Here is a 26,323-nt window from a genome sequence, read left to right on the forward strand (position 1 = left end):
CTGGGTGCTGTACTGACAACGCAGAAGTCGAGTCGTTCTTTCATTCGCTTAAAGCAGATTTAATTCGAGGAAATAAATTTGAGAGCAGCGGTAAACTATTATCAAAATTAAAGGTTTACCTAAATTACTTTTACAATAGACAGAGATTGCATTCGAGTTTAGGATATAAATCACCTGCCGAGTTTGAATTGGCAGTTAATTGAAGCGTGGACGGTGTCCACTTTATCGGGTGAAGATCAGCCTTCGGTGTACCTGATTTAGCTATTCTAAGCCAAGGAGAGTTAGTTGAAAATACTCGTATTACTCAGCTTGTGTTACATACTAATTATGAGCTTTAGCTCTTTTAGTCAGTCACATGTTAGTGTCGCTGAAATCAATGGTGCAAATATTGAATACATCGATATTGGAGAAGGTGAGTTCAATATCGTTATCGAATCAGGTGTTGGTATGGGCGTAAATTACTGGAAGCCTTTACTTCGAGACTTACAAGAATTACAGCAGCGAATTATTATTTATTCACGTGCTGGAATTGGTAAATCCACTGATTTACCTGACGTTTCGTTAAAGAGCTCGAATAAACGTTTAAATGACTTGTTGGCAACGCTAAAAGTTGAAAAAGGCATTATCTTAGTTGGCCATTCTTATGGAGGCTTACATGCTCGAGAATATGCGGCTTCTTTTTCTGACCACATCAGTGGAATGGTTTTACTTGACCCAAGCCACGAACTTTTTTCAAATAAACTTAAAAAATTAAATAATGAATGGGCCGAAAATGATGAGAAAAAATTAAATACTATTATGGCTGGCAATCGAGAATGGGCTGTATTACAAAGTGAATATAAAAAAGGTATGTTATCAGATGGCGGAACAATAATGACGATACCCACGATTGTTGTCACATCTACTAAGAACGCTGAAAGTGATTGGTGGATTGGCCATAGTTCCGAAGGCAAAAAGGTTTGGAGAAACCTACATTCCTCGTTAATCAAGAATAACCCAAACTCTATTCATATTACTTCAAATGTTGTAGGGCACAATATACCATTGGAGAAACCTGATTTGGTTATTTCATCAATAAATCAATTAATTATGATAGTAAAGGCTAATAATAAAGCCTTAAAGACGAATTAGTTGTATTAGTAGCAGTTGGCTCTTTTCACTTCACATTTTAGCCAACTTTTACTCGCCAACGTTGCCATTGTCTGCCTATTACACTCCCCACTCAATCAATAATACCTAGCGGCTCGGTTAGGTTTAATTATTTTGACTAGGTTTGTTGCACTCAACCGAAGCAATATTCAACTAACTTAAAGCCTTTTGCCTTTAACCTTGCATTTCAACTATAAACCCCCGTTACGGTTTGGTTAAAAATAGCGCTTGGCAAGATGGTTTTTGATCAAGCTAAAAATGAGCAACGCTTTTAAACCAGAGATACTCGCCACATTTTAGAATGGGTAAAAGGATTGTTGAGCTCATAAGTGCAATTTAAAAGTCAGACTAAGTAATAGCTAAAAGTAGGGGTTACTGGTTTATCTTATGGCCTTAAGCTTTGTCTAATAAGCAAAATAAAGATAACGGGTCAGTCAATACATTTGATGTCTGAAGTCAAGATTTGACCCTTTCGGTTCTTTCGGTTCAGAATTCTGAACATCCTCTTCATCTTGTGATAATCATTAGCAGCCCGTTAAACATGGCGCTATAAATATGTTACTTTATCCGCTGATATATTTAATAGCTATGGAAAGATAAATGAAAATACTCATATGGATTGGAATTATATTTTTAGCCATCCCCCTTGTTGGTGCCTTAATTGCTCTTATTATTGGCTTATATGTTAATAACCCTAGCACACATAACGCGACTGCTTTTGATAGTAAAATTAGCAATCAATATTACCTACGAGACGGTAAAGTTGTTTATGTTTTAGATGGCAATTTTTTCCAAATTGGAGGCTCCCCAATAGAAGGAGCTGACCCTGATACATTCAGTGTGATTAGTCAGTCTTACGCTAAAGATAATAATAGTGTTTATTACGACGGAAGACGAGTTGAGGGTGCAGATCCTAGCTCAATTCAGTTGGTAACATCGGGTATTAATGCGAGTAAATATGAATCTGGCTATCTTATTAGTGGTGGCAAAGTTTTTTGTTATGGGCAAGTGATAGAAGATGCAGACGCCGCTTCGTTTTCTTATTTGCTTGGCTCATACGCCATGGATAAAGAATATTTATATTACTACATCGATGTTAAATTTCCACGTAAAACAATGCCAGAAGCGATTAAAAATGCGAACGAGCGTTATCTTCGTCATGGTGAGCAGGTAATTTATCAGGGAAAAATAATTAGTAACGAAGCCAGTCGTTTTAAAATTATAAATGATGAGTATGCCGTAGACGGACAGCATGTTTATTCACATGGTGAGATTGTTGAAGGCATGATAGCCGATGGCTTTACGGTGATTACGCCTTACTACAGAAAAGATAAAAACCAAGCGTACTACTTTAATACACCCATACCAGAAAGTGATCCATCTACATTTAAAGTATTAAATGATTCTGTTGCAAAAGATATTAAGCATGTTTATTACAGAGGTTATATTGTTGACAATAGAACGGTGGAAGAAGTGAGTCGATCTGATGCCAGCGAGCTTGAGAAGATGTGGAAATGGAAATCTCTTCACTTAAGCCCAACGCGGGTGATTTTGGTCCCTACTGATGATGTTAAAGACATTACAAATAATTTTTATGCTTACAATAACGAAGTGTATAGCAGAAATAATAAACTGCTCGGTGTTAAACCTGAAGACGTGGTTATTCTTGATGATGGAAAAACGTTTGTCCGTATAGGATCTCAAATTTTTTATTATAATGCTGTAGTTGAGGGTGCAGATCCAAACACTTTCACAGTAATAGCTGATCGTTTCTCAAAAGATGCAAAGCATGTTTATTGGGAAGTTTATAAGGTAGTCGACGCCGATCCATTAACCTTTGAATATGAAGAAAATTTATATGCAGACGAGAACGATGCGGGTAAGTACTACTTAAAAAGATGGGAATAAACGCTCAAAGGTACAGGGTATGACTATCTACTCTGTATCTTTATTTTGTAGCCTGAGAAAGCCCCCACAACAATATCGACGTTTGATGATTTTGCCGCGTCTAAACGGGTATTCAAGCTGTTTTTCGCGCCAAGTAGTTAAAAATGCGTGCGCGCTATCGCCAATCATATTTTCAAGTAACAACACAACGCCATGGGTGTTTATAAGCGTACCTTATATATCAAACGCCAGTGTAATTGCCATTAATGACTCCTGTTTAAATCGTTACGAAAGCGCAATTTTACTACTCAATATTAATCACCTTATCAGTTAATAAAGTACAGTAAAAGCACCCGCGTTTGTGCAGTTACTGTAAACCCCCGTTACGGTTTGGTTAAAAATACCGCAAGGTAAAGTGGTTCTTTTGTTTCTTTTGGAGGAGAGTTTAGAAAGGGTATGTCTTTATATGAACAGCTGGCAGTAGTTACTCTGCAAATGATCCAAAAAAGCGGTTACTTTCACTAAAGGGTATTTTCGACCAGAATAAAGTGCATGCAAAACTAAATCCTCGGGCTCATCAGGCAAGTTAATTTTAACCAAATCGCCTTGCTCTAACTCCGTAAGGCAAGCGTTCAAGGGGAGTATTGCAAATCCTAATCCTTTTAGTGCTGCAGCTTTTGCCATTTGCCCGCTGTTTACCTTATAGCTGGATACGACACTAATAGCCCCTGCTTTTTTGAATCGCCAAGGCATTCCTTGTAATACAGATAAACTAGTAATACAGGGATACTTACTCAGTTTATCTATTGATTCTGGAGTAGGGTACTTTTCAAGTAAACAGGGTGCAGCCACCACATAACTTGGCCAACGCAGCAACTCTTTAGCAACCCAGCCAGAATCTTCTAATGACCCACGACTAAAACGTAGTACCAAATCAAACCCCTCAAGTAATCCCTCTGCAGGATTGAGCTGAGTATCGCAACTCAGTTTTATTCTAGGGTGTTTGTGGCAAAAATCAGCTATAGCTTCAGCCATGAAAGGGAGATCAGGTGTAATTATTTTAAGATGCCCAGCTATCGAATCACCCACTTGATGAACTTCTTTCAGCGCATCACCTATCGCCATAATAAGAGGAGATAAGCTATGATAAAGCTGCTCTCCTGCTGCTGTTGCTGTCATTTTACGAGTTGTGCGCTCTAATAATCGAATATTTAAGGCTTGCTCTAATAAAGCAACATGTCGGCTAATGTTAGAGGTTGGCAATTGGCGTTGCTCTGCTGCTCGCTTAAAACTTAGCTGCTCGTATACTTTTTGAAAGCTCAACAGCCATTGCATATCAATATTCTCCAGCACTATTACCTCACAATATGGGATTAACAAACCAACAGTAGCACATTTATCCCAATAAATGATTTTGAAATAATCATTGTGTCTTTCAACAATATGGAATAAGCAAATGAGTAAGGTTAATCATATAGCTATTATTGGGGCCGGGGTTGCAGGTTTAGCATTCGCTATTTTTGCAAGAAAACAAGGCATAAAAGTGACCATATACGAAAGGAATAGTCATTTTTCCTCAATAGGCGCAGGGGTTACCCTGTGGCCAAACGCTATGTTTGTAATAAAGCAAATGGGTTTAATCAATAAGTTTAGCCAACTAGGTGGTCAGCCAAGCTTTATGCGCCAATTTAGCCGCGCTGATACACAACACGCTGAGTTTGATATTAAAGCACTTAATTCAACAAGCGGCTTTCCCACGATCACTATTTTGCGCCGAGATTTAATAAGTATTTTAGCTCGCGAGCTCAAAAGCCTGAGCGCGACAATTCATTTTAATCGCTCTATAAATACTGAGGATATTCATCAACTAAAAAAACAATTTGACCTAGTGATAGGCTGCGATGGGCGTATGCATTCAGCAGCTCGCGAACTTCTTTACCCCAATACTGTACTTCCCAAATATCAGGGCTTCATCAACATCATTGGCATTAGCAAAATGGACTTAGCTGCATTTAACCAAAGCATTCACGACTACCGCAACAAAACAGAACGATTTGGCATAGTGCCTGTGGCAAATAATTTTTGTTATTGGGCTGCTGCTTGGCCAAGTAAAATAGACAAAACCAAACAAATAGACGATTGGTATAATGAAATGCGTTTGCGCTTTAAAAACTGGCCTGAAAAAATCCAAACAGTATTTAATTACAGCGAACAAAACAGCATAAAGCAGCTATTTGTACATGATTTAGATCCACTTCCATATTGGCATAATGAAAATTTACTGATTATCGGTGACGCAGCCCACGCCCCATTACCTACATCTGGACAAGGCGCCAGCCAAGCACTTGAAGATGTATGGCATTTGTCTCAAATACTTAATAAAGGTGAGCAGCTCGAAACCGTTTTAAAGCGATTTTATGAAACGCGAATAAATAAAACCACAACCGCACAGCAAATTGGACGACAAGTGGCTAAGCAAATATTTACTCAGCAACCATCACAAGACTCAGCAACGCCAGAAATCTCTGTTACTCAGCTTAGTCAGTTATATATGCAAGGGCTAAATGAGGTTTAGAAGTATAAAAAGTAAATATTAAAATAACATCAAGGAGGAACCTAAACTATTTGTAGGGTATAAACACCTAGCTGACAATAAAAGCTTATTATGGTCACCTTTTCAGCCTCAGCTTTTCATCTCAACACCGTAAACAGGCAGCGGTTTCGTTAAAAATACCGCAAGGTAAATGCGGTATTTTTATATTATTGATTACTTAACTGCTCCCCTAGCACTGCTGCTTGGCTATAAGCATTATCGAGCGATAGTTGATGGCGTACATCGGCAAACTCTTGATACTCTGAGGCAATTTCATGAATGGTACTCACGCCTAAATATTTACTCAACGTACGTAAGTGCGGCACTAAATGGCTCATATGCTCACGTATGCCACCTTGCTCAAAACCAAACTCACCGGTTGAGGTGATCACAACCAAGGTCTTACCGCCAAGTAGAGGTTGTAGCGGCAAGTCACCACGGGAAAGATCAAAATCAAAAGTTTGGTTTATACGTATTACTTGATCAAACCATGCCTTTAACTGTGCGGGCATACCGTAGTTATACATAGGCGAGGAAATCACAATAATATCGGCAGCGGCAATTTCAGCGATTAATGTGTCTGACAAGGCCAGTAACTGATGTTGCTCAGCAGTCTTTTTATCATCAGGTGTAAATACTGCGCCTATCCAGTCTTGGGTAATAAAAGACGGCGGATTCACACCAACATCACGATAAAAATACTCATCTATAGCTTGGCGCTTTGCAAAGCTATCAATAAAATGCTTAGCAATATTTTTAGAGATTGAATCGTGATCTGGGTTGTCGTTTTTAACAGCTCTTACGCTTGCATCAACGTGAAGTAGGGTAGTCATACTGTTTATCCTATTAGTAAATGTAGGTTAATCATCTTACTAACAGGCATATTTCACAAACGAGTAAACCTTAACTATAAATAAGTTATACTCATCTATAAGTTAATTCTATTTGGTGTGAATAATCCCCCATGCAAGTATCACTACAAGCACTCAAAGCCTTTGAAGCTGCGGCGCGTTTAGGCAGTTTTAAAGCCGCCGCGGATGAACTATCGCTCACGCCAACCGCGATTTCGCATCATATAAATAACCTTGAAAACCGTTTAAACGTCGATTTATTTTACCGCCAAGTTAGAAAAATCACTCTTACCCCCACAGGTGAATATTTAAGTGAAGCAACAAGCAATGGCTTTAACCTTATTAATCAAGCGCTAGCTACCGTACAAGCTAAAGGCACCGCCGTTAAAATAACCACTACGTCATCACTGGCCGCACTGCGTTTAATACCCGCATTACAGGAGCTATCAAAAAGTCAGCCCAATCTTGAAGTAGATATATCAACCAGTGAAGCCGTTGATAAGCAATTACACACCTTACCGATTCGCTTTGGCCAGCAGCGCAATATAAACGCTGATGACATTATAAAAACCGAACAATTTAACGTATTCGGCTCATACAAAGCCGCGGATATCCCATGGCAAAATGGCCCAGTTACGCTCTATACCACTAAATGGAAAAACAATGCGCTGAGTGAGCCTCCAATTAAACAATGGCTTACTCAAAACAACTTAGATCCTGCGTTATTTAGTATTAAAACCTTTGACCAAGAGCTATTTGGTATTCAAGAAGCTATGGCAGACTCAGGACTGGTTTTTTGCTCAACCACGCTAGTACAACGATTATTAGACACCGAGTTACTTAAAAACTTTAATACCCACGTAGTTGAATCTGACTTTTGCTACTACATACCTAATAAGCAGCGCTTTCAAACCCGAAATACTCGCCTCGTTTTAGAATGGGTAGAAGGGTTGTTGAGTTTATAAGTTCTGAGCAGCAATCAAAGTACATAATAGCTAAAAGTAGGGGGTTACTGATTTATCTTAGTGCTTTAGACTTTGTCTAATAGGCAAAATAAGGATAACGGGTCAGTCAATGAATTTGATGTCTGAAGTCAAGATTTGACCCCTTTGGTTTTTAAGCTTTGTCTAATAAGCAAAATAAGGATAATTGGACAGTCAATAAACTTGATGTCTGGAGTCAAGATTTGACCCCTTTGGATTCCTTCAAAACAATATAGCGACCGCATTGAATATAAATTAAAAAAACAAAAAATAATCCTTAACCGCAATGCTTTTACACAAAGCAATGGCAATAGTAATCTTTTGCTAACGAACAGCTTGCATTCAGTTGAATACTGTAAACCCCCGTTACGGTTTGGTTAAAAATACCGCATAACATGTTGGTTGTTTTAGTTTATATTTGAAAGAGAGTTTACAAAACGCTGTGGAAATCAGATTCTGTAATTTCAAATTAATCAAAGTATTAAATTAAGCTTTAAATTAATTGAGAAGTGGGGCAGACCACCATGTAGGCTGAAATATAACGACAGGAGTGAGCGCTAATGCTAAAAGCCAAAAGATAGCGGCTTGAGCTCGACTTTTACTAATGCGATAGGAGAGTAGCCATAAAAGGGAACTAACTATCATCACAACAAAATATAATAATACTCCATAAACGCCAATACCTTTACCGGCTAAAATAAACTCACTAAATGTGAGGGTTAAGTAAACTTCCGTCCCCACGGCCAATAAAACAGCAACTAAAAATAAGAAACTTCCCATAAAATGTCTGTTCATTATCGTAACCCTAAATCGTATAATGGCTTGGCTAACTCTTTTTAGTTATGTTGTGATGAGTTGGCTTCTAATTTAACCAGTGGCATTATTAACCGCCATTTTGCTGCGTTATAAACCACCAAAATGATGTTTTGTAAACTGTCACGTGTATAAGGATAGTATGAAGTACCTATTAAATATCTTGGTGTTATTAATCTCATTTCAACTTAATGCTCAAGAGATCAAAGTTAATACCGGAAAGTATTCCGATTATTATCACATGAAATACGAACTTACTTCAGGCAATTATTCTGTAAACTCTGAATATGGATTTTCTAAAGGTGGTCAATTTGAAGTATTTGTTCCTAAGGAACGCTTTCCAATCGCCGCTCCAAGTTGCAAAAAGAATATCATAATTCGTATGCCGCACTCGGGCTCCGAAAAACGTAAACGAGCCCTATACAATGAGCTATTGCTGTCCAAAACTATTACAGTTACATTGGAGCTGAATCCATATGTTAAGGTCTTAAAAAAAGATCCATTACAAGTTGAGTTAAAGTATTGCAATGTATTTTTCAGACAAAAAGCTGGCGACTATTTTGATCAGCTTTAATGCATATAATGAGGGTAAAAACACTAGATTATTGCCCTCGCGTTGCTTATATCAGCCAGCTGCTTTTAGCCCATTATTGGGGCATTATATTTCTCTATGAATTCTAGGTGAAATTTACTTATGAAAGGCAGACTCAATGAGTATAGGGTAAGGGTAGCTGATTACCGAATAATTTATGAGATACACGACTCTGAAATGATCATATTAGTGGTAAAAGTTGGTCACAGAAAGGCTATATATAAATAATAGATCTAATTAAGTAATAGCTAGAAGTAGGGGGTTACTGATTTATCTTATTGCTTTAGACTTTATCTAATAGGCAAAATAAGGATAACGGGTCAGTCAATAAATTTGATGTCTGAAGTCAAGATTTGACCCCTTTGGGGTTTTTTTAGCCCACTATTTTTAGCCTGTTATTTAGGCGTTAGAAGCTGATCTTAAACGCGTTTTCAATTGTTAAAATATTTAAGTAATGTGTTAGAGACGCCCTATCAGCTACAGTAAATTTAGGCGACATAGACAAGGAGTAAGAATGTCATTAACAGCAGACAACTTTGAAAATTTTTATCGTGGAAATTGTGCTGAACATATTGTTACTAGCCAAATTTTCTTTCATGGTTTTGAAGCGCATAAATTCAATCCTGATTTTGGTGTAGATTTATTAGTGACCAATAAAGCAAGACAAAAGTTTCTCGGGGAAATTTCAAAAGAAATTAGCATACAAGTTAAATCTTCATTGGTTGTCAAAGAGCGAGCTTCAATTGCAATAGATAAGGAGGAGTTTGCACATTTAATGAAACAAAATAACCCTGTACTTACTTTCGTGCTTTTTGAACCAGAATTTATTGGAGAACCGAGTCGTCACTTTCATTTAGATTCGTACGCTCAAACTTTGCATTCAATGGATGAGTGGCTTGAAAAAACTTGGGCTGATCAATTGTATAATTCACAGTTCAATATTCCTAAATCTAAAGACAGAGTAGAATTCCTTAAAAACAAAAAAGCTGCGGGAAACTTAGAACTAAATGGTTATAAAAGCAGACTTTTTTGGCTAAATAAAAATCAATTAAACAAGGCGTTGAGTTTAGGGGTGCTGCAAGAAGGGAAAGGAAACGGCAAGAGTAATTACTACTTAAATCTTGCTAAGACCGATGACGGTGAATGGCATTTCAAATCGGTTGGTCAGTCAGAACATTTCCCATATATAGAAATTAGTCATTTAAGTTATCTTCTACTGAAAAATCAAAATTATGGTTTGGAAATGGAAGATTTTGCTTATAGTTTTTAGATAGTAAATGACACATTAGATGTGTAAGTAAATGCGCTTCTAACAAATGCGTTAAATCGGACAAATTTTTCGTCAATTTCTGGCATAAGGATAATGAATGAAGCTTGTATCTCTAAAAATGAATAACTTTCGCGCCATTAATGGCGAAGGGAATGTAATTGAATTCAAAGATAATAATATTGTTTTTCTTTTCGGAAAAAATAATATTGGGAAATCTAGCGTGTTACATGCCTACAAGTACTTTACATCACCTTCTCAAAAAGCCTTGATTACAGATTTTTATGAACAAGGTACAACCAAGGAAATCGTAATAGAAGCTACTTTTCTTAAAGAAGATAGTGATATTGATAATTTCAATGAAAAGGGTTTGGATAAATGGGTGGATGCTAATGGTTTAGTCAAGTTTAGAAAAGTGTGGAGCGAAGTTGATAAAGCTGCAACTAAAATGACTTATAGCATTGAGAAAAGTGATTTTGTTGCCGGTGGGTTTGGAGGATTAGAACCTATTCTGACAAACGCTACGCCGAATATCATTTTTATTGAGGCTATGCCGAGTGTCAAATCATTAACTGATTGGTTAGAAAAAGAAATAAAAAATAAGTTACTGAAAAAATTAAAAGATAATCATCAAGCTGAATATAGTAGTGCTCTTACGGCTATCAAGTCGTTGCAAGAAAAGGTTGAGAATGAAGGTTATCTTGGAGAAATAAGCCAGAAAGCTAATCGTTACTTTAGTGAAACATTTCCCGAGCTTCAGTTAAATATACAATCAACGCCTTATAAGGAAGCTGATTTAAGCAAGGCTTTTGAAAAAGATTTCAGTGTCACTATCGGCGATAAGAAAGATGAAGAAATTAAACTTGCCGAAGCTGTTGAAGCCGCTGAAGAGCTATTAGGTGGCGATGAAAACGTTTCTAAAATAGATCGTAAATTTGATCTGCATGGTCATGGGTTAATTAGACAGGCAATAATTAATATATTGTCTTTGTTTAAAGATACTCAAGATGGTGAAAAACACATTATTTTGTTTGAAGAGCCAGAGTTGTACTTGCATCCAAGTAATAAAAGGAAGTTTAGGAATACTCTATACCAAATAGCAGAACAAGATGATTATCAAATAATTTGTGTGTCTCATGACCCTCAATTAATTGATATGAGCAGAGAGCATACCTCTTTAGCTCGGTTTGTGAAGAAAGAGAATGGCGAAACAATTATTTATCAAGCAGGCGATAATGTTTTCTCAAAAGATGAGGAAACGAAAGATCGAGTTCTAATGCTTAATCGTTTTAACCCTCACATCTGTGAAACATTTTTTTCTGATGAAGTGATTTTGGTTGAAGGTGATACAGAAGCAATAGTTTTGCGTGGCTTAATATATGAGCATTACCCAAATAGTGATTTGTTTGTACTAAATACAGGGACAAAGAATAACATTCCATTTTTCATAGAAGTATTAAGCCATTTTAAAATAAACCAACACGTAATACATGATTCTGATGAAAGGTATCTTTACACCGAAGGACAACGGAGGTTGAAAAAAGATGGAGATCCCAAAGCTAATAGTGCTTGGACATTAAATGCTAAGATTTGGGATGCTATGGAAGCAGCAAAATCAAATGGATCATCTGTTAAGCGCTATGTGTCAGTCAGAAATTTTGAACATAGTCATGATTATTCTCACGATCCCGATAAGGGAAAACCTTTGTCAGCATATGAGTTTGCCCAAACTCTAGATATTAGTGATGAGGAAAAAAGCATTGTGAATTTCTTAAAACAGGTTGCTGGTGATAAGCCTTATAACAATGAATATACGCAAGAGCACCTCGAAGAGATTGTTGAGGAACCGTTTTAAATAGTGCTAACAAGCCAATTCAAAGGACACAAGGAATTGATTAATGCCAACTGCAATTTTATGCTTATTCGAAGGTGAAAAAATCACCGTCGCGAAAGCTTTAAAGATTAAAGCCACGCAAAATCACTGGTCTTTCGGTTGTATTGAATGCCAGGAGCCGGTTAACCCGCATGGTGGCGAATCCGCTCATTTTGAACATTTATCACGAAACCCGGATTGTTCACTTAGTCATAAAAAACGGAAGAGGAAGTCGCTTAAACCAGATTACAACTTTGATGACAGTGAAGCCTTTGAAGGCTATAGAATCGATAAAAAATGGGCGTCGTTGTCTCGCAATAAAAAAATTATAGAGCAATGCAAAATAAGGGATAAACATACATGCCAAGCTTGTGGTTTCATATTAAAAGTTGGGAAAAAATTCGTAATCGAGTGTCATCATAAAACACCTCTTCACATTAAAGGTGAGGGTATAGTAACTTTGAAAGACTTAGTTTGTTTATGTCCAACATGTCATAGGGTTGCTCATACAAGAGAAAAACCTTTTACCCCAAAAGAGATCAAAGCTCTATTAAAAAATGGGCTATAACAAACCGCTGTAGTCGGTCGCAAGCTCCCTGGGACAATAACACGTGGGCTCAGTCGCTTCGCTCCAAACTTTATTAGCCCACGTGTTATTGCCCCTGAGCGGGGCGTTGGCGTTCTCTGTAAATGGGGTACTTTCCAATCAATAATACCTAGCGGCTCGGTTAGGTTTAATTACTTTTGCTAGGTTTGTTGCACTCAACCCAACCAATATTCAACGAACTTAAAACCTTTCCCCTAGCACCTTTTACCTTTCACCTTGCGGTGTAAACCCCCATGACATTTTGATTAAAAAAGCCACACTTCAACATGTGTTAAGGTGTGGCTTTTTTACAGCAGCTGTAATTAAAATTAAGCGACATTCGCTGCTAATAGTTCGTTACGTACTAACTCTGCGCCTTTGCTTAGGGCGTTTAGCTTACCGTTTGCGATGTCGCGGGGCAGGGGTGCCATGCCGCAGTTGGTGCATGGGTAGAGTTTGTCGGCATCTACATATTTAAGTGCTTCGCGTAGAGTTTTGGCCACCTCTTCAGGGGTTTCTATAGTATTGGTGGCTACATCGATTGCGCCCACCATTATTTTTTTACCGCGTACGAGTTCGAGTAGCTCTATAGGTACATGTGAGTTTTGGCATTCTAGCGAAATAATATCAATATTAGATTTTTGCAGCTTAGGGAATACTTCTTCGTATTGTCGCCACTCTGTGCCGAGGGTTTTCTTCCAATCGGTGTTGGCTTTAATGCCGTAGCCGTAGCAAATATGCACGGCAGTTTCGCATTTTAACCCTTCTATGGCTCGCTCAAGGCAGGCTATGCCCCAGTCGTTTACCTCGTCAAAAAACACGTTAAAAGCGGGTTCATCAAATTGAATTATATCGACCCCTGCGGCTTCTAGCTCTTTGGCTTCTTGGTTGAGTATTTTAGCAAATTCCCATGCTAGTTTTTCACGGCTTTTATAATGATCGTCATACAGGGTGTCGATCATGGTCATTGGCCCAGGCAGTGCCCATTTAATTGGTTGGCTGGTTTGCTGGCGTAAAAACTTGGCGTCTTCAACAAATACCGATTTAGTACGAGACACAGGGCCAACCACTGTGGGTACGCTGGCGTCGTAACGGTCGCGAATTTTAACTGTTTTACGGTTTTCAAAATCAACGCCATTTAAGTGTTCAATAAAGGTGGTTACAAAGTGCTGGCGAGTTTGTTCGCCATCGCTGACTATATCTACGCCTGCAGTTTGTTGCTCGTGCAGGGAAATACGCAGGGCGTCGTGTTTGCCATCAACCAGCTCACTGCCTTGTAATTTCCACGGTGACCATAAGGTTTCGGGCTCAGCAAGCCATGACGGTTTTGGCAAGCTGCCTGCTGATGATGTAGGTAATAGTTTTTTCATAATAAATGCTGCCTTTAATTTTGTTGTGTGATTAAGCGATACTTGCCGAGAACTGCTGCAGCACTGACTGATAAGGCTTAATAAAATGCTGCTCAGTAAATTTACCTTGCTCTACCGCTAATTGACCTCGCTCTGCGCGGTCATACACAATTTGCGTTAACGAATGGTCGTCATTTTTTAAATTCGGTTTATAACGGCTACCAGCGGCGGCGTTGGCGTTATAAATTTCTGGACGATAAATTTTTTGAAACGTTTCCATGGTGCTAATGGTGCTAATTAGTTCAAGGTTGCTGTAGTCGTTAAGTAGGTCACCAAAAAAGTAAAACGCTAACGGCGCAACGCTATTAGGTGGCATAAAGTAGCGCACTTGTAAGCCCATTTTTTTAAAGTATTGCTCTGTTAACGACGACTCATTAGGCTGATACTCTACGCCTAAAATAGGGTGTAAGTTTTCGGTTTGCTGATAGGTTTTGTTATCAGACACGCTTAAACAAATAACCGGTGGCTTTTTAAAGTGCTGTTTATAGGTATTTGAGTTTACAAAGCATTTAAACAACTTGCCGTGTAAGTCACCAAAGTTATCGGGAATGCTAAATTGCGGTTTGCTTTTGTTATGCTCAAGTAGTAACACGCTAAAGTCGTAGTCGCGCACATACGATGAAAAGTTATTACCCACCATGCCCTCAATTCGCTCGTTGGTTTGACGGTCAATAATATTGGTTTTTAATACCTCAATTGACGGAAATGCCTGACCACTGCCTGCAATGTCTAAATCAACCGAAATGATCTCGAGCTCAATCTCGTAACGATCCCCTTGTGGGTTATCCCAACTGGCCAGTGCATTAAAACGATTGTTGATCATTTTTAGGGTATTACGCAGGTTTTGTTGGCGGCTTTCACCCCTAGCTAAATTAGCGAAATTGGTCGTAATTCGTGTGTTATTTGACGGATGGTAGTTTTCATCCAAGTTAGTGCTTTTAATAGTAAATGTAAGATCAGTGCTCATAGCCGTATCCTTTCAATTTGAGTTGTTACTGCTTTTATCAATGACACATTACTCGCTGTTAAAACCAAACTAACGGGATAACTGTAATGGTGCTTTGCAGAGTTAATAAATTTATACGCGCTATGTAGCATGAAGAAAAACGGTATTATTTCAGGTAAAACATGAGCCAGATTCATTCTTTAACAAAGTTGAATGGATAAATTAGGCTAGTAGACGCTCCCACTCAGACAAACCCCACTTTAGAAGTCTAGATTTCTAGATGTTTTTACGGGTGTTGTGATTTATTCATACAAAACGTGAGTATTATTCAATGCTCATAAGTACTTAAAGTCCAATTTGCATAAACGGTTGTTGATATACTCGAATAAACTTAGGTGAGCTTAAGCGCTTTATTAAGCAGCTCGCCGTCGCAGAACTTTCCACAACATAAGAAGAGACAAAAGGAATGAGTGATTTAATAGTGTTAATTATATACTGCGCCATATTAGGTAGCGGTGTTGGTTTTTTAGCAGGCTTATTAGGAATAGGGGGCGGGCTAGTGATTGTGCCCATACTCAGCATGATATTACTGCACTTTAATGCTTTGCCACCTGAACAAGTAGTGGTGGTTGCCATTGCGACCTCGCTGGCCTCTATTTTATTTACTTCGACCTCGTCGGCTATTGCGCATCATAAAAATGGCAATGTACCCTGGGATATTGCGCCTTGGGTGATGGCAGGCGTTGCCTTTGGTGCGCTTATTAGTGGCTTTTTGGCTGCGCTGTTACCTGAGCATGTGGTGCGTTTAGTATTTGCTGTAAGCGTGGTGCTAATTGCACTAAAAATGATTTTTTCAGGTAAGAATGATTCAGCAATAGCACGCCCGTTACCAAATAAAGGGCTGCTGAGTGTTTATACAACCATAACCGGTGGCTTGTCTGCCATGATTGGTATTGGCGGCGGAGCCGTATTAGTGCCGCTACTGACGTTTTTTTCTGTTGATATGAAAAAAGCCATAGGCTGCGCATCAGCCTCAGGCATTGTGATAGCGCTGTTTGGATCAATGGGTTATATCAGCTCTGGTAGCCAGTTATTTAGCCTAAAAGAAGGATTTGCAGGTTTTGTGTATTTGCCCGCTTTATTAGGTATTGTATGCACCTCATGGTTTACCGCACCGCTCGGTGCTAAAGCCACCCATTATTTGCCAGTTTCAACCATAAAAAAAATATTTGCCGGCTTATTAATTGTAATGGCAATTAATATGTTTACTCGATAAGGTTAAAGTTCGCAGGCTTGCTTGCGAATATATTTTGAAATAATAAACTTTAAGGCAAGGATGCTATGAAAATAGTTAAATTAAGGGATAAAGTTGATAAAACAATCTTAAGTGTTGCTTTGTTCTTTTTGATATCACCTATTATAGGGTTAATTACAGGAACTGCTCATCAGCTTGGAACGACAGGCAGCGACTATCAACAAGCATCGTTAATTGATGACCCAGAGCAATACTGGCAAATTATTATCATGCAACTTACTATTACTTTAGCTATCGGTATCCAAGGGGTTATTACATTCCCAGCCTTGATTGCTGCACGCCAAAAAGTATTAAACTTTAGAGATAACAATAAAATAGTAGCCAATATCATATTTTATTTGCTCACTCCGGTATTCTTTATCGCTTTGTTGATATTTTTAATATATTTATTTGAAGTTTGAGAAGTGTAAGGTTTTAGACCCGTAACCCGCACCCCGACGCCCGTCAATCTTAAGACGATTAACTAAAATCTACGTCATTTGCGCATGCTTTATAAATTCGTCATAAATACTGTCTTTAATGAGCCTGTCGGGTGTAAAGGCATAATAATGCTGATAAACATTATCAATTGTACCAATGTAATTAACGCCGTAATGGCGCTCTACTTCGGCTCTTACCAAAATAGGCGCAGGGAATACCCCAAACCCTTGCTCACCTAACGACTTCATTAATGCGCTGTCGTCAACATGGCCAGCTATTGTCATTTCAATATCTTGCTCTTGCAGCCAATAATAAATAGCACGCGCGACGGGGCTTTCTTTTGCGGGGAGCACTAAAGGCTTGTTGTTTAAAGACTGCGGAAACTGCTTATGTAATTGCGAATGCCATGTTTCGTTACCAAAAAGAGCGATTTGGCTTTTGCCTATTTCATGACAAAACGCCTTAAATGACAAGGTAGTATCGAGTGGTTTATCAGCTAACACTAAATCGATCTTATGAATCGCCATTTGTGCCAGCAGCTCATCTTGTTGGCCATCAATACAATGCAAGTTGGTAATACGGTCGTTATTAATTAAAGGCGCTAGCCACTTCGACACCAGTGATTTAGGCAACACGTCTGAAATACCGACCTTTAACGTTCGTGAGTATTGCGTGGTATCACCTTGCGTGGTTTCTAGCCATTCGTGAGCAATAGCAAACATATCATTGGTGTATTGCTGAGTTACATGGCCAAATTCAGTTAGCTGTAGGCCTCGGCCTTGGCGAACAAACAGTGGTTTTCCTAATCGTTGCTCTAAGTTAGTAATTTGTGAGCTGACCGTTTGCGGCGTTAAATTAAGTATTTTACTCGCCGCAGCAATACTGCCGTGCTTACTTACCTGCCAAAAATAATATAAGTGATTGTAGTTAATGTTGGTAATCATTCGAAAATACCTGTTTTAAAGTAAGAAATAATCAGCTTTTTCCTTTGCCACTAAGTTAGTAGATTACAGTCATGCCTGCAACATAGTTACTATTAAAAGGTGTAATTGCATGAAGCTAAAACTTACAGTTAAAAACAAGATAATTAACGCAAGTGAAAAGATGTCGCTTTTGAAGTTGATAAAAAGCCAATTGGCAAAACATGCTTTAAATATTCGTAAAGTTGAGATTCAAATAAATGATCTTTCGAGTGAGCGCCACGGCACTTTGCAACAATGCAAAATTAATATTCTTTTGCCTGGGCTACCCAGTATTAATGTAAATACAAAGGGAAGAAGTATGCTGCAAGCGATAAAGCGGGCACTTAAAAATTTACAACACATTCTCGTTAATAAGTATCAACCTTCGCAACCAAGCTCTTAATTTTTATTAATATCGCACTTGCAGTGGCATGGATGCTACTCTTTTAATACGACTCTAATTCCAAGCCATGTTTAGTATTAAAAGATTCAATTATTGCCATTGAGCAGTATTTCCTTGTTGGGTTTCGTTGCACTCTACCCAACTTACCGTAACTAAAAATCTTTGACCTTGTTCCTTTAACCTTTGACCTCAGCTGTAAACCCCTCACACCATTTTGATTAAAAAGAGAGTGAAATTTTCAATTACCTAAATCCATAAAACTTAGATAAAAAAGTAACTCAAAGTCGTAACTAAGCACTAAATTTGGGTTTTGATTAATAAGCAAGTGTCTACCTAATACCAAACAGATTTATTTACTCGAGAAAATTGAGGTGGATAGAAGATACTGTTAAGGTACTTTGAAATAATAAAAAAATGCCTAACTAACGGCTAAAACCTCCTCCACCTCATAGGACGTTATCTGCTTAATTAAAGTGTTGATATTCAAATTTAACTAATGAAGCGAAAATGGAAAATTTCACCAAACTATTAGCAGTTACACTTTATATATTTTCTTTGTCTGGCTGTACTTCTATTGGCAGTTACGTCATGTCAAACCCCGGTATCTATCTTTCTGAAGCACAGTTTATAAAAGCAAAACCTAGCGACATTGGCTTTGAAAAACAAAAATTTTGCTCTTTTAGTACCACTCAATGCATTACATATCTGACTGCTGAACCTTATCAAGCAGCCGAATTTTCGCAAGAGAGTTCTGTTTATTACAACCTTCATGCAACTGGTAATAATGTAGAAAATACAATTTCACACAGAATGACACCAGATACATTTAATCGTTTTAAAGGCACTGCTTTATTACTTCATGGCTATGGGGGCAGTAAAGAAGCAATGATGGCTTCAGCTATCTATTTTAGAGCGCTTGGTATGAACGTTATTATTCCAGATCTTTTTGGCCATGGTGAATCAACTGAAGCATTTGTATTTGCAGCAAAAGAGCACGGCATTTTAAATGAACTGCTTGCTGAATCACTTTTAAATCAACCAAATAACCAGACTGTTGTAGTCGGCCATTCTATGGGAGCACTTACTGCAAGTAACTTATTATCATCAGAATATGTTGACGCTGCTATTTTACTTGCCCCAATGATGAGTTTTGATGTTGCAGCTAAGGAGTACTTACCTTATAAATCGCCTTTGCTTAGTCATTTTTTTCATAGCGAGATTGATAATATTGTTAACCAGGCAATGTTTGAGGCAGGAGTAACCATTCAAGAAACAAATTTATTGCCTAAATTAACTGAGACTAAAAAGCCTGTATTGTTAATTAACTCAGATGTTGACTCTCTATCCCCCCCGGCTTACTTTTCATCTATACAAAATGAGTTAGTAAAAAAAATAACTTTTAATGCTCGCTCTCATTCAAGTTTAATGGTGTTTGATCGTGATGATGTTATCGAAATTGAAAAATGGCTAATAACATGGTGAGCCTTCGCTATTTTAGATGACATTGAGTTTATAAGTCATTTTTTATTATTGTCGGGTTTCGTTGCACTCTATCCAACTTACGCTTTGTAAACCCCCGTTACATTTTGATTAAAAAAGCCGCACACTATTTATTTTTAAGGCATTATGTTCGACAGCATTGGCGAATTGAAAACAACCCGTATTACAACATTTAGATATTCTTTTTAAAGAGGAGAACTCTCGCATTACGTTAGATGGTGCGGTAGAAAATATAGCGTTGTTTAGACTATTCGTGATCAACATGTTGAAGCAATGCGATTGTGGAGTAGCAAGCCAGAAGGTTAAATTGAAAAAAGCTGGATGAAGCGATGATTATCGAGTCCGAGTATTTTCTTTGGATTATAAATTCATCAAAGTATACTCGCTCCCTGATCTCATCAGTGATGATTAGTAAACACTCAACATCATATCGTTATAACGTTAAAAAACCTATAACAGCTATACGCCATTATAGGTTTTTTTAAAAATATGAATGCTAACAATTAATTATAAAAAGTATTTAACCGTTAACCCAACAGAGCTAATATCATGCTGTTTTAGACCATAGTATGTGTAACCCAGTCCAGCACTCATATTATCAGAGAGCTGATAACCTAGCTCAATACCGAAGTAGAGATCAGTACCATTCTCTTCACGGTTAATCGTTGCCAAACCCTGGCTATAAGTCTTGTTGTCACTTTTCCACACCAATACGCCTGAGCTAGCACCTAAATACCACTGGTCGTTAATAAAGTACTGATACCCAACAGCCGCAGAGATACCACCTGCTGTTATAGGTTGGACTTTTGAAACAGCGTGCTTAAATGCATTCCCATCTAATGTCATACCGTCGATACTAGCAGAGAAATCACCTAGACTTTGATAACTAACATCCACAAACCAATTCTTATTGACCTGATAAACAGCGCCCAGTTTCCAGCTAGTATCAGAGTCATCTAAAGCTGTTATTTGTGCATCTAACGAGCCCAAGGCTCTATTCAGTTCACCTTTAGATACATGCGCAGTTGCTTGGCCAACACTCGCCGTAAGCCCCCACTCAGCCTTAGCAGGCAAAACCATAAGGCTAGACATTAATATAGTTGCAGCTAATAACTTGATAGATTTCACCCGTCTCACAAATGCTAAAGGCAATAGCAATAAGGTGAATAACGACATACTACCACTTGATTTTGATTCATTAACGACTGTAGCGCTTTCAAAGGCATCAACACTCACACTAACCTTGGCACTAGCTTCACCTTCTTTATTATCAGAAATGATATAAGTGACAGTATCTGTGCCATCAAACCCTATTGCCGGCGTATATTGAATAGAGTTATTCACAATCGCAGTACTGCCGTGTATCGCTGACGCAGAGATAATCTTTAACGTGTCGCCGTCTTCATCGGTATCATTCTTCAATATATCAATCGTTATAACTGTTCTATCATCCGTCGAGGCAACGTCATCATTAGCAACTGGGCTCCGATTCGCAATAACATTAACATTCACCTGCGCACTTGTTGTGCCACCATTACCGTCTGAAATAACATAGGTAATGGTATCTATACCCGCATAGTCTGGTTTTGGCATGTAGCTAAGTGATGAATTCGCTAACACCTCTACCGCACCAAAATTTGCACTTGCACTTAGCACGAGCAGTTCATCACCATCAATGTCGCTGTCATTAGCCAATACATCAATATTAGCCGCTTCATTCCACTGTATCGTAATTGCATCGTTTTCAGCAACGGGTGTGGTATTCGTGCTTAAGTAAATAGCTACACCACCAGGGTCAGCAATGCTACTGTTGGCAACACCGTCGTTATCATTCGGGCCACCATCAACAATTTGTAACTGCACACACCAGTGACCTTCCGTTAAACCTTCTTGCCACTGCTCACTACCAGGAGGAGGGCAAAATCCAGGCTCACCAAGGGTTGAAAACAGTATGTTGTCAGCATCTTCAACAAAATTTCCCCAACCAGCTGCATCAGTGTACTTACGGTAGATGGCATTAAGTGGAATAGGCTGGCGCTGTGGTAATACTAATTTGTATTCTTGTCCTGGCTTTTCTAAACCAACAACAATGTAATCAAAGATACCACCAACTATTTTAGCTTCCCCATCTTCACCGACAGCTTGAACGGTTTCTTCATGGGTTAACAATAAGCTACCGCTTTGCGTTGCAGGTGCGGCCGAGCCTCTACGCAAACATACACCCGATTCACCTTCTACTAAGAAGGTGGCTTGCGTGCTGATCATTTCAGGGACCACATTACACACACTGATAGCATCTAAGTAATCAGCAATTCCGTCACCGTCACTATCAGCAAAACCTTCTTGTGAATCAGGAATTAAGTCGCCATCTGTATCAGTTTCAGTTAATACAGGTAGCGCGCTCACCACGTTTAGGTAGATGTCGGCCTGTGTCGTTAATCCTGGCTCACCAGAGTCTTTAACCAGTGCTGTTAACTTATGAATACCAACCGATAAGTCTGCCGCATCAAACGATATGGCTTCAGATACTGTCCTATTAATTAGCACACTTAACTCATCTGACGTACTTGACCATAGGAGTGTATGGCTATCTGCACTGTTGTTATCGCTAATGGCTGCACTAACGGTTACCTCACCATCAGATCGCGACAATAACGTACGGTTTTCGTTTTGCTGTTTAGCCGTAAGCATCACCTCTGGTGCAATATTGCCTTCAGATAATGTGATATTTTGTACAGAATCTGGAGAAATGTTCACGGTATCAGACAGGCTAATTACTATGGTTTCACCGCTATCAGCGACGCTATCGTCATAGGTCTCGAAAGTAATACTCGCTGTGTTGGTTTCGCTAATTTCGACTTCACCAGATATTAAGCTATGATCAGCCCCTTCAAGCGCATTACCTGACACAGTAAACGGTACCACCACTGGATAAGTCGGTGACGTGCCGTTCAAGTAAAATTTCACCGTTACGGTACTCCCTTCCACAACGGTTTGGTCTTTACCAATAGAAATCAGCGGATGGATCTGAACACCTTGTGCTGAAATTGACTGATTACCGTCAGCATCGGTAGCCTGCCAGTAAGCTTTACTTATACCAGGAGAAAACATTGCACGATTATCGACCAGCGATACTGGTAATGGGTTACCGTTCGCATCGAGTGCGGTTGCTACGCCTAAATCAACTTTAGTATATAACGCTGTGGCATTAACGACTCGATCTTCCGGCAGGGTAAGCGTTGGCGCGATGTCATCAAACAAGCCGTTAATGGTAAGCGTGACTGTTGCGGTAGTAGTCCCATCATTACCATCAGATATGAGGTAAGTTAATGTGAGTGACCCTATAAAACCAGGAGGGGCATTAAAGACAAGCTGGCCATTTTCAACAACCACGCTACCAATATCAGCATTGCCCGATACAACACTTAACGTATCACCATCAATATCATTGTCATTGATTAAAACATCTAGGACATACCTATTCTGACCATTTTTATCAAACTCCATGGTGTCATCTTCAGCCAATGGCGCATCATTTACTGCATCAATGGTGATATCGACTTTTACAGGCTCTGACTCGCCGCCTTCATTATCAATTACAGAAAAAGTAAAGCTATCGCTACCATTAAAGTCAGCAGTGGGTGTATAGGTTAAGTTAGGTGCAGCACCCGATAGACTGCCATGTGAAGGTGTACCGACAAGATAACGGGCAATGGTGCCGTCACGGTCAGAGCCTAACAAGGTCATACCTACACTACCATCTTCTTCAACCGATACAGATTGTGCGTTCGCCATAGGTAAGTCATTTATCGACGATACAGTAATCGATACTGTTACAGCAGAAGAGACGCCGCCATCATTATCTGTCACTGTAAAGGCAAAGCTATCTTTACCATTAAAGTCAGCAGTGGGGATATAGGTTAAGTTAGGTGCAGTACCCGATAGGCTTCCATGAGAAGGTGTACCGACAAGATAACGGGCAATGGTGCCGTCACGGTCAGATCCTGACAATGTCATACCCACACTACCATCTTCTTCAACCGATACAGATTGTGCGCTCGCTGTCGGTAGGTCATTTACCGATGATACCGAAATCGATACCGTTGCAGCAGAAGAGACGCCGCCATCATTATCTGTCACTGTAAAGGAAAAGCTATCTTTACCATTAAAGTCAGCAGTGGGGATATAGGTTAAGTTAGGTGCAGTACCCGATAGGCTACCGTGAGAAGGTGTACCGATAAGATATCGGGCAATGGTGCCATCGCTATCGGTCCCCTTCAAGGTCATCGCTTTCGCCGTATCTTCAGCTAAAGAAACAGTCTGAGATGTCGCCATTGGCAGCACATTAACGTTTTGTATGATGACATTGACAGTAATTGTATCCATACCGCCTTCACCATCACTGACTCTCACGTTAAAGCGGTCAGTACCATCGTGATTGATATTTGGGGTATAGCCAATCGCTTTTGAAGTACCTGTGCCAGAAACGCTCGCGATACCATTGGTAGCATTTGAGCTAATTGACCAAGTCAATGTATCGTTGTTTTGATCGGTAGCGTTTAGCGTTAATACAAAGGCTGTTGGATTTGCGTTTTCACTCATAGTTACCGACACTGAGGTTCCTTCGGTAATAACGGGTGCAAATTTAGGAGCTTCGGTGATAGTGACTTCAACAGGCATAATCACATTTGCCTTTGCGTCACTAACACTTACATTAAAGTTATAGATACGATCCTTACCATCGTCGTCTGGGATATCATAATCAGGTGCATTTTGAAAAGTAAGAGCACCATTACTTGAGTTTATATTAAACTTCGCAGAATCTACCCCGCCAGAAATGCTATAGGTTAAAGTGTCGCTATCCATATCTTCGGCATTAACACTGCCTACTACATCGTTCTTTTCTTCGACACTAAAATCAGCTTGACTCTTTAACCAAAAAACTCCCCCGCCAACTCTGTCGACTACCGCAACATCTGGGCTATTATCACCATCAAAGTCAACAGCATTGACAGCATTTATTAGCTCAAAACCTGAGCTTATCTGCTGTTTTGTAAAACTCCCTAAACCATTATTTTCATACCAAATGACATCGCTCTCTGAACCCATTAAAATATCGATATCGCCGTCTCCATCGATATCAGCCACATTTCCCTGCGAGCCATTATCGATAATAGGCTCACCTGGGTTGATCAAATGCTCGGTGAACGAACCCGTACCATTATTTTCAAACCAATATAATTCAGTTTTAGAAATAGCAAATATATCGTTGGTACTATCACCATTAAAGTCAGCAGTTTGAAGTGAGGGTAAATCAGTTGCTTCTGTGGCATATGGATTTAACCCCGCTTGAAACGTGCCATCACCATTACCCTTTAACCAGAAGTTACGTCCAGCTGTACTACCTAAGTCACCAGCAATAATATCAGGTATATCATCGCCAGAAACATCAGCAACTGTTATCTCAAATAACGAATAATTATCGCCATCGTATATCCGACTTTGGGTGAAATTACCAGCACCATCATTTAGATAAACATATATACGATCGCGATAATTTTGAGACGCTAAAACAATATCCAAACCATTGATACCATCTAGATCACTGAGACTGATAGACTGAGCACCATTTGGTGATGCGATATCTGTTGGTAGTGTCGTACGAGTAAAAGCAGGGGTCGGCGTCGCGCCATTATTGGTGTATAAATACACAGCGTCGTTCTTAAAATCTGCTACAACAAAGTCGAGACCTGGTTTACCGTCTAATTCACCAGCGGCGACTTCCCGTAAATCAGCCCCATCTGCGCCTAAAGGAGACACGACTGTTGCAAATTTACCATTGCCATCATTTAGATATACATTAACAGCATTGCCATACAATGACGTAACAATAAAATCAGGTAGATTATCTTGATTAAAGTCTGCCACATCACTTCGATAACCGTTTGTAAATGAAGCAATTTTATCTTTACTCCAATGCTGCCACACTGGGTTGTTATTGGCGTATGCCATACTGGTAAAAGCAAATAAAAGTAAAGCAAAGGCATTATATGCAAGGAATTTAATACCGGATTTCAACCTGAATTTTCCCAGATTAAATAAAGAGCTGATTGCTGAAATATGCTTAATACAAACCGAAGGTTTAATATTAGCAATGGTTTGAGCGGTGGTTCTCATAAAAAATCATTACCTATCAATACGAAGAAGTGGTATATGTAATCCGTTAATAAGTCGCGATACGCGAGATATTGCCAATCATTGCCCACAAGAGGAACATTCACCGTTAACCACTCACCCACAAAAGAAACAAAAAATTAACAAATTAACAAATTAACAAATTAACAAATTAACAAATTAACAAATTAACAAATTAACAAATTAACAAATTAACAAATTACATAAATATTTGATTATTATAGTTAAATATAAAAGAAAATGAGAGATATAATATCTTTTTTTTACTTATTTAGTTAAATCAAAACTAAATTAAACCACACTTCTATAGTCCCTGGGCGGGATCGCACTTTGTTAACTGATATGATCTAATAGCTCCAAACCCTTGGCTACAGCGCCATTCTGAGCATAATTGAACATTTATAAATCGATATGACATTAATCAAAAGCATTGCGTGATTAGAGTTGTAGGCCAAATGCTTAATATTGTTCAAACTTCAATAGTCAAGCAAACATTTGAAAGTTATTAATATATTACTTTAAAAAAGAGTAATATTCGTATCCAAAATTTTATTATCAAACAGCCTGAAGATCCACTGA

General features: G+C 38.8%; 21 protein-coding genes and 2 pseudogenes. 15 read left to right on the plus strand and 8 right to left on the minus strand.

Going from position 1 to position 26,323, the window contains the following annotated elements:
- From P3J6_RS06945 to P3J6_RS06955, 3 genes are all read left to right on the plus strand, one after another.
- On the plus strand, positions 1–203 hold a 203-nt coding region (locus P3J6_RS06945; protein ID WP_198522546.1), incomplete at its 5' end, for an IS3 family transposase.
- Positions 204–285: 82 nt separating this feature from the next.
- Entirely contained in the window at positions 286–1,131 is an 846-nt protein-coding gene (locus tag P3J6_RS06950; RefSeq protein WP_198522547.1) for an alpha/beta fold hydrolase, read from the plus strand.
- 618 nt (positions 1,132–1,749) lie between these two features.
- The gene (locus P3J6_RS06955) at positions 1,750–3,057 is read left to right on the plus strand and encodes a DKNYY domain-containing protein (RefSeq protein ID WP_198522548.1); all 1,308 of its coding nucleotides are present in this window, start codon (positions 1,750–1,752) and stop codon (positions 3,055–3,057) included.
- Between the two features lie 93 nt (positions 3,058–3,150).
- Here the strand turns inward: P3J6_RS06955 and P3J6_RS18795 are convergent.
- Positions 3,151–3,261, minus strand: a pseudogene (locus tag P3J6_RS18795) (haloacid dehalogenase type II); the annotation flags it as partial.
- A gap of 237 nt (positions 3,262–3,498) precedes the next feature.
- On the minus strand, positions 3,499–4,389 hold the full coding sequence (locus tag P3J6_RS06960) for a LysR family transcriptional regulator (protein ID WP_232735474.1): 891 nt from the start codon (positions 4,387–4,389) through the stop codon (positions 3,499–3,501).
- A 103-nt stretch (positions 4,390–4,492) separates the two neighbouring features.
- On the opposite strand from P3J6_RS06960, the gene P3J6_RS06965 reads away from it, so the two are divergent.
- Positions 4,493–5,611, plus strand: a complete 1,119-nt coding sequence (locus P3J6_RS06965; RefSeq protein WP_109875012.1) for an FAD-dependent monooxygenase — start codon at positions 4,493–4,495, stop codon at positions 5,609–5,611.
- A gap of 185 nt (positions 5,612–5,796) precedes the next feature.
- Here the strand turns inward: P3J6_RS06965 and P3J6_RS06970 are convergent, their stop codons facing one another.
- Entirely contained in the window at positions 5,797–6,462 is a 666-nt protein-coding gene (locus tag P3J6_RS06970; RefSeq protein WP_198522549.1) for an FMN-dependent NADH-azoreductase, read from the minus strand.
- 131 nt (positions 6,463–6,593) lie between these two features.
- On the opposite strand from P3J6_RS06970, the gene P3J6_RS06975 reads away from it, so the two are divergent.
- The gene (locus P3J6_RS06975) at positions 6,594–7,445 is read left to right on the plus strand and encodes a LysR family transcriptional regulator (RefSeq protein ID WP_198522550.1); all 852 of its coding nucleotides are present in this window, start codon (positions 6,594–6,596) and stop codon (positions 7,443–7,445) included.
- Between the two features lie 516 nt (positions 7,446–7,961).
- Here P3J6_RS06975 and P3J6_RS06980 read toward each other — a convergent pair.
- A complete protein-coding gene (locus P3J6_RS06980; RefSeq protein WP_198522551.1) occupies positions 7,962–8,258 on the minus strand; it encodes a hypothetical protein in 297 nt (98 codons plus the stop codon).
- 160 nt (positions 8,259–8,418) lie between these two features.
- Here P3J6_RS06980 and P3J6_RS06985 point away from each other — a divergent pair, with 160 nt between their 5' ends.
- The 5 genes from P3J6_RS06985 to P3J6_RS07005 all read left to right on the plus strand — a co-directional run bounded on the left by P3J6_RS06985 (position 8,419) and on the right by P3J6_RS07005 (position 12,576).
- Complete coding sequence (locus P3J6_RS06985; RefSeq protein ID WP_198522552.1) at positions 8,419–8,850, plus strand: hypothetical protein; 432 nt, start codon at positions 8,419–8,421, stop codon at positions 8,848–8,850.
- Between the two features lie 120 nt (positions 8,851–8,970).
- The gene (locus tag P3J6_RS18940; RefSeq protein WP_198522553.1) at positions 8,971–9,096 is read left to right on the plus strand and encodes a type II toxin-antitoxin system RelE family toxin; all 126 of its coding nucleotides are present in this window, start codon (positions 8,971–8,973) and stop codon (positions 9,094–9,096) included.
- 286 nt (positions 9,097–9,382) lie between these two features.
- On the plus strand, positions 9,383–10,138 hold the full coding sequence (locus P3J6_RS06995) for a hypothetical protein (protein ID WP_090495015.1): 756 nt from the start codon (positions 9,383–9,385) through the stop codon (positions 10,136–10,138).
- A 97-nt stretch (positions 10,139–10,235) separates the two neighbouring features.
- The gene (locus P3J6_RS07000) at positions 10,236–11,990 is read left to right on the plus strand and encodes an ATP-dependent nuclease (RefSeq protein WP_198522554.1); all 1,755 of its coding nucleotides are present in this window, start codon (positions 10,236–10,238) and stop codon (positions 11,988–11,990) included.
- A 43-nt stretch (positions 11,991–12,033) separates the two neighbouring features.
- The gene (locus P3J6_RS07005; RefSeq protein ID WP_090495011.1) at positions 12,034–12,576 is read left to right on the plus strand and encodes an HNH endonuclease; all 543 of its coding nucleotides are present in this window, start codon (positions 12,034–12,036) and stop codon (positions 12,574–12,576) included.
- 347 nt (positions 12,577–12,923) lie between these two features.
- Here the strand turns inward: P3J6_RS07005 and P3J6_RS07010 are convergent, their stop codons facing one another.
- Positions 12,924–13,964: a methionine synthase gene (locus tag P3J6_RS07010; RefSeq protein WP_008464446.1), complete on the minus strand. Its 1,041-nt coding sequence runs from the start codon at positions 13,962–13,964 to the stop codon at positions 12,924–12,926.
- 31 nt (positions 13,965–13,995) lie between these two features.
- Positions 13,996–14,970, minus strand: a complete 975-nt coding sequence (locus P3J6_RS07015; RefSeq protein ID WP_055012671.1) for a DUF1852 domain-containing protein — start codon at positions 14,968–14,970, stop codon at positions 13,996–13,998.
- 445 nt (positions 14,971–15,415) lie between these two features.
- Here P3J6_RS07015 and P3J6_RS07020 point away from each other — a divergent pair, with 445 nt between their 5' ends.
- Both P3J6_RS07020 and P3J6_RS07025 read left to right on the plus strand, forming a co-directional pair.
- Positions 15,416–16,225 (plus strand): sulfite exporter TauE/SafE family protein, encoded by an 810-nt coding sequence (locus P3J6_RS07020; protein ID WP_198522555.1) that lies wholly within the window; start codon positions 15,416–15,418, stop codon positions 16,223–16,225.
- Positions 16,226–16,290: 65 nt separating this feature from the next.
- Positions 16,291–16,665: a hypothetical protein gene (locus tag P3J6_RS07025; protein ID WP_198522556.1), complete on the plus strand. Its 375-nt coding sequence runs from the start codon at positions 16,291–16,293 to the stop codon at positions 16,663–16,665.
- 69 nt (positions 16,666–16,734) lie between these two features.
- Here P3J6_RS07025 and nhaR read toward each other — a convergent pair whose 3' ends face one another.
- Positions 16,735–17,628, minus strand: coding sequence for a transcriptional activator NhaR (gene nhaR / locus P3J6_RS07030; protein ID WP_138606387.1), 894 nt, complete (start codon positions 17,626–17,628; stop codon positions 16,735–16,737).
- 109 nt (positions 17,629–17,737) lie between these two features.
- Between nhaR and P3J6_RS07035 the strand changes: the two genes are divergently transcribed.
- The 3 genes and pseudogenes from P3J6_RS07035 to P3J6_RS18800 all read left to right on the plus strand — a co-directional run.
- A complete protein-coding gene (locus P3J6_RS07035; protein ID WP_198522557.1) occupies positions 17,738–18,049 on the plus strand; it encodes a hypothetical protein in 312 nt (103 codons plus the stop codon).
- Between the two features lie 507 nt (positions 18,050–18,556).
- A complete protein-coding gene (locus P3J6_RS07040) occupies positions 18,557–19,531 on the plus strand; it encodes an alpha/beta hydrolase (RefSeq protein ID WP_198522558.1) in 975 nt (324 codons plus the stop codon).
- Between the two features lie 134 nt (positions 19,532–19,665).
- Positions 19,666–19,874 (plus strand): annotated as a pseudogene (locus tag P3J6_RS18800) (ISAs1 family transposase); the annotation flags it as partial.
- A gap of 182 nt (positions 19,875–20,056) precedes the next feature.
- Here P3J6_RS18800 and P3J6_RS07045 read toward each other — a convergent pair.
- Positions 20,057–25,726 carry an Ig-like domain-containing protein gene (locus tag P3J6_RS07045; RefSeq protein ID WP_198522559.1) on the minus strand — a complete coding sequence of 1,890 codons (5,670 nt, stop codon included), beginning with the start codon at positions 25,724–25,726 and terminating at the stop codon, positions 20,057–20,059.
- Positions 25,727–26,323: the final 597 nt, after the last annotated feature.

Origin of the sequence: Pseudoalteromonas sp. 3J6 (assembly GCF_903995135.1) — a bacterium.
Classification (GTDB): Bacteria; Pseudomonadota; Gammaproteobacteria; order Enterobacterales; family Alteromonadaceae; genus Pseudoalteromonas.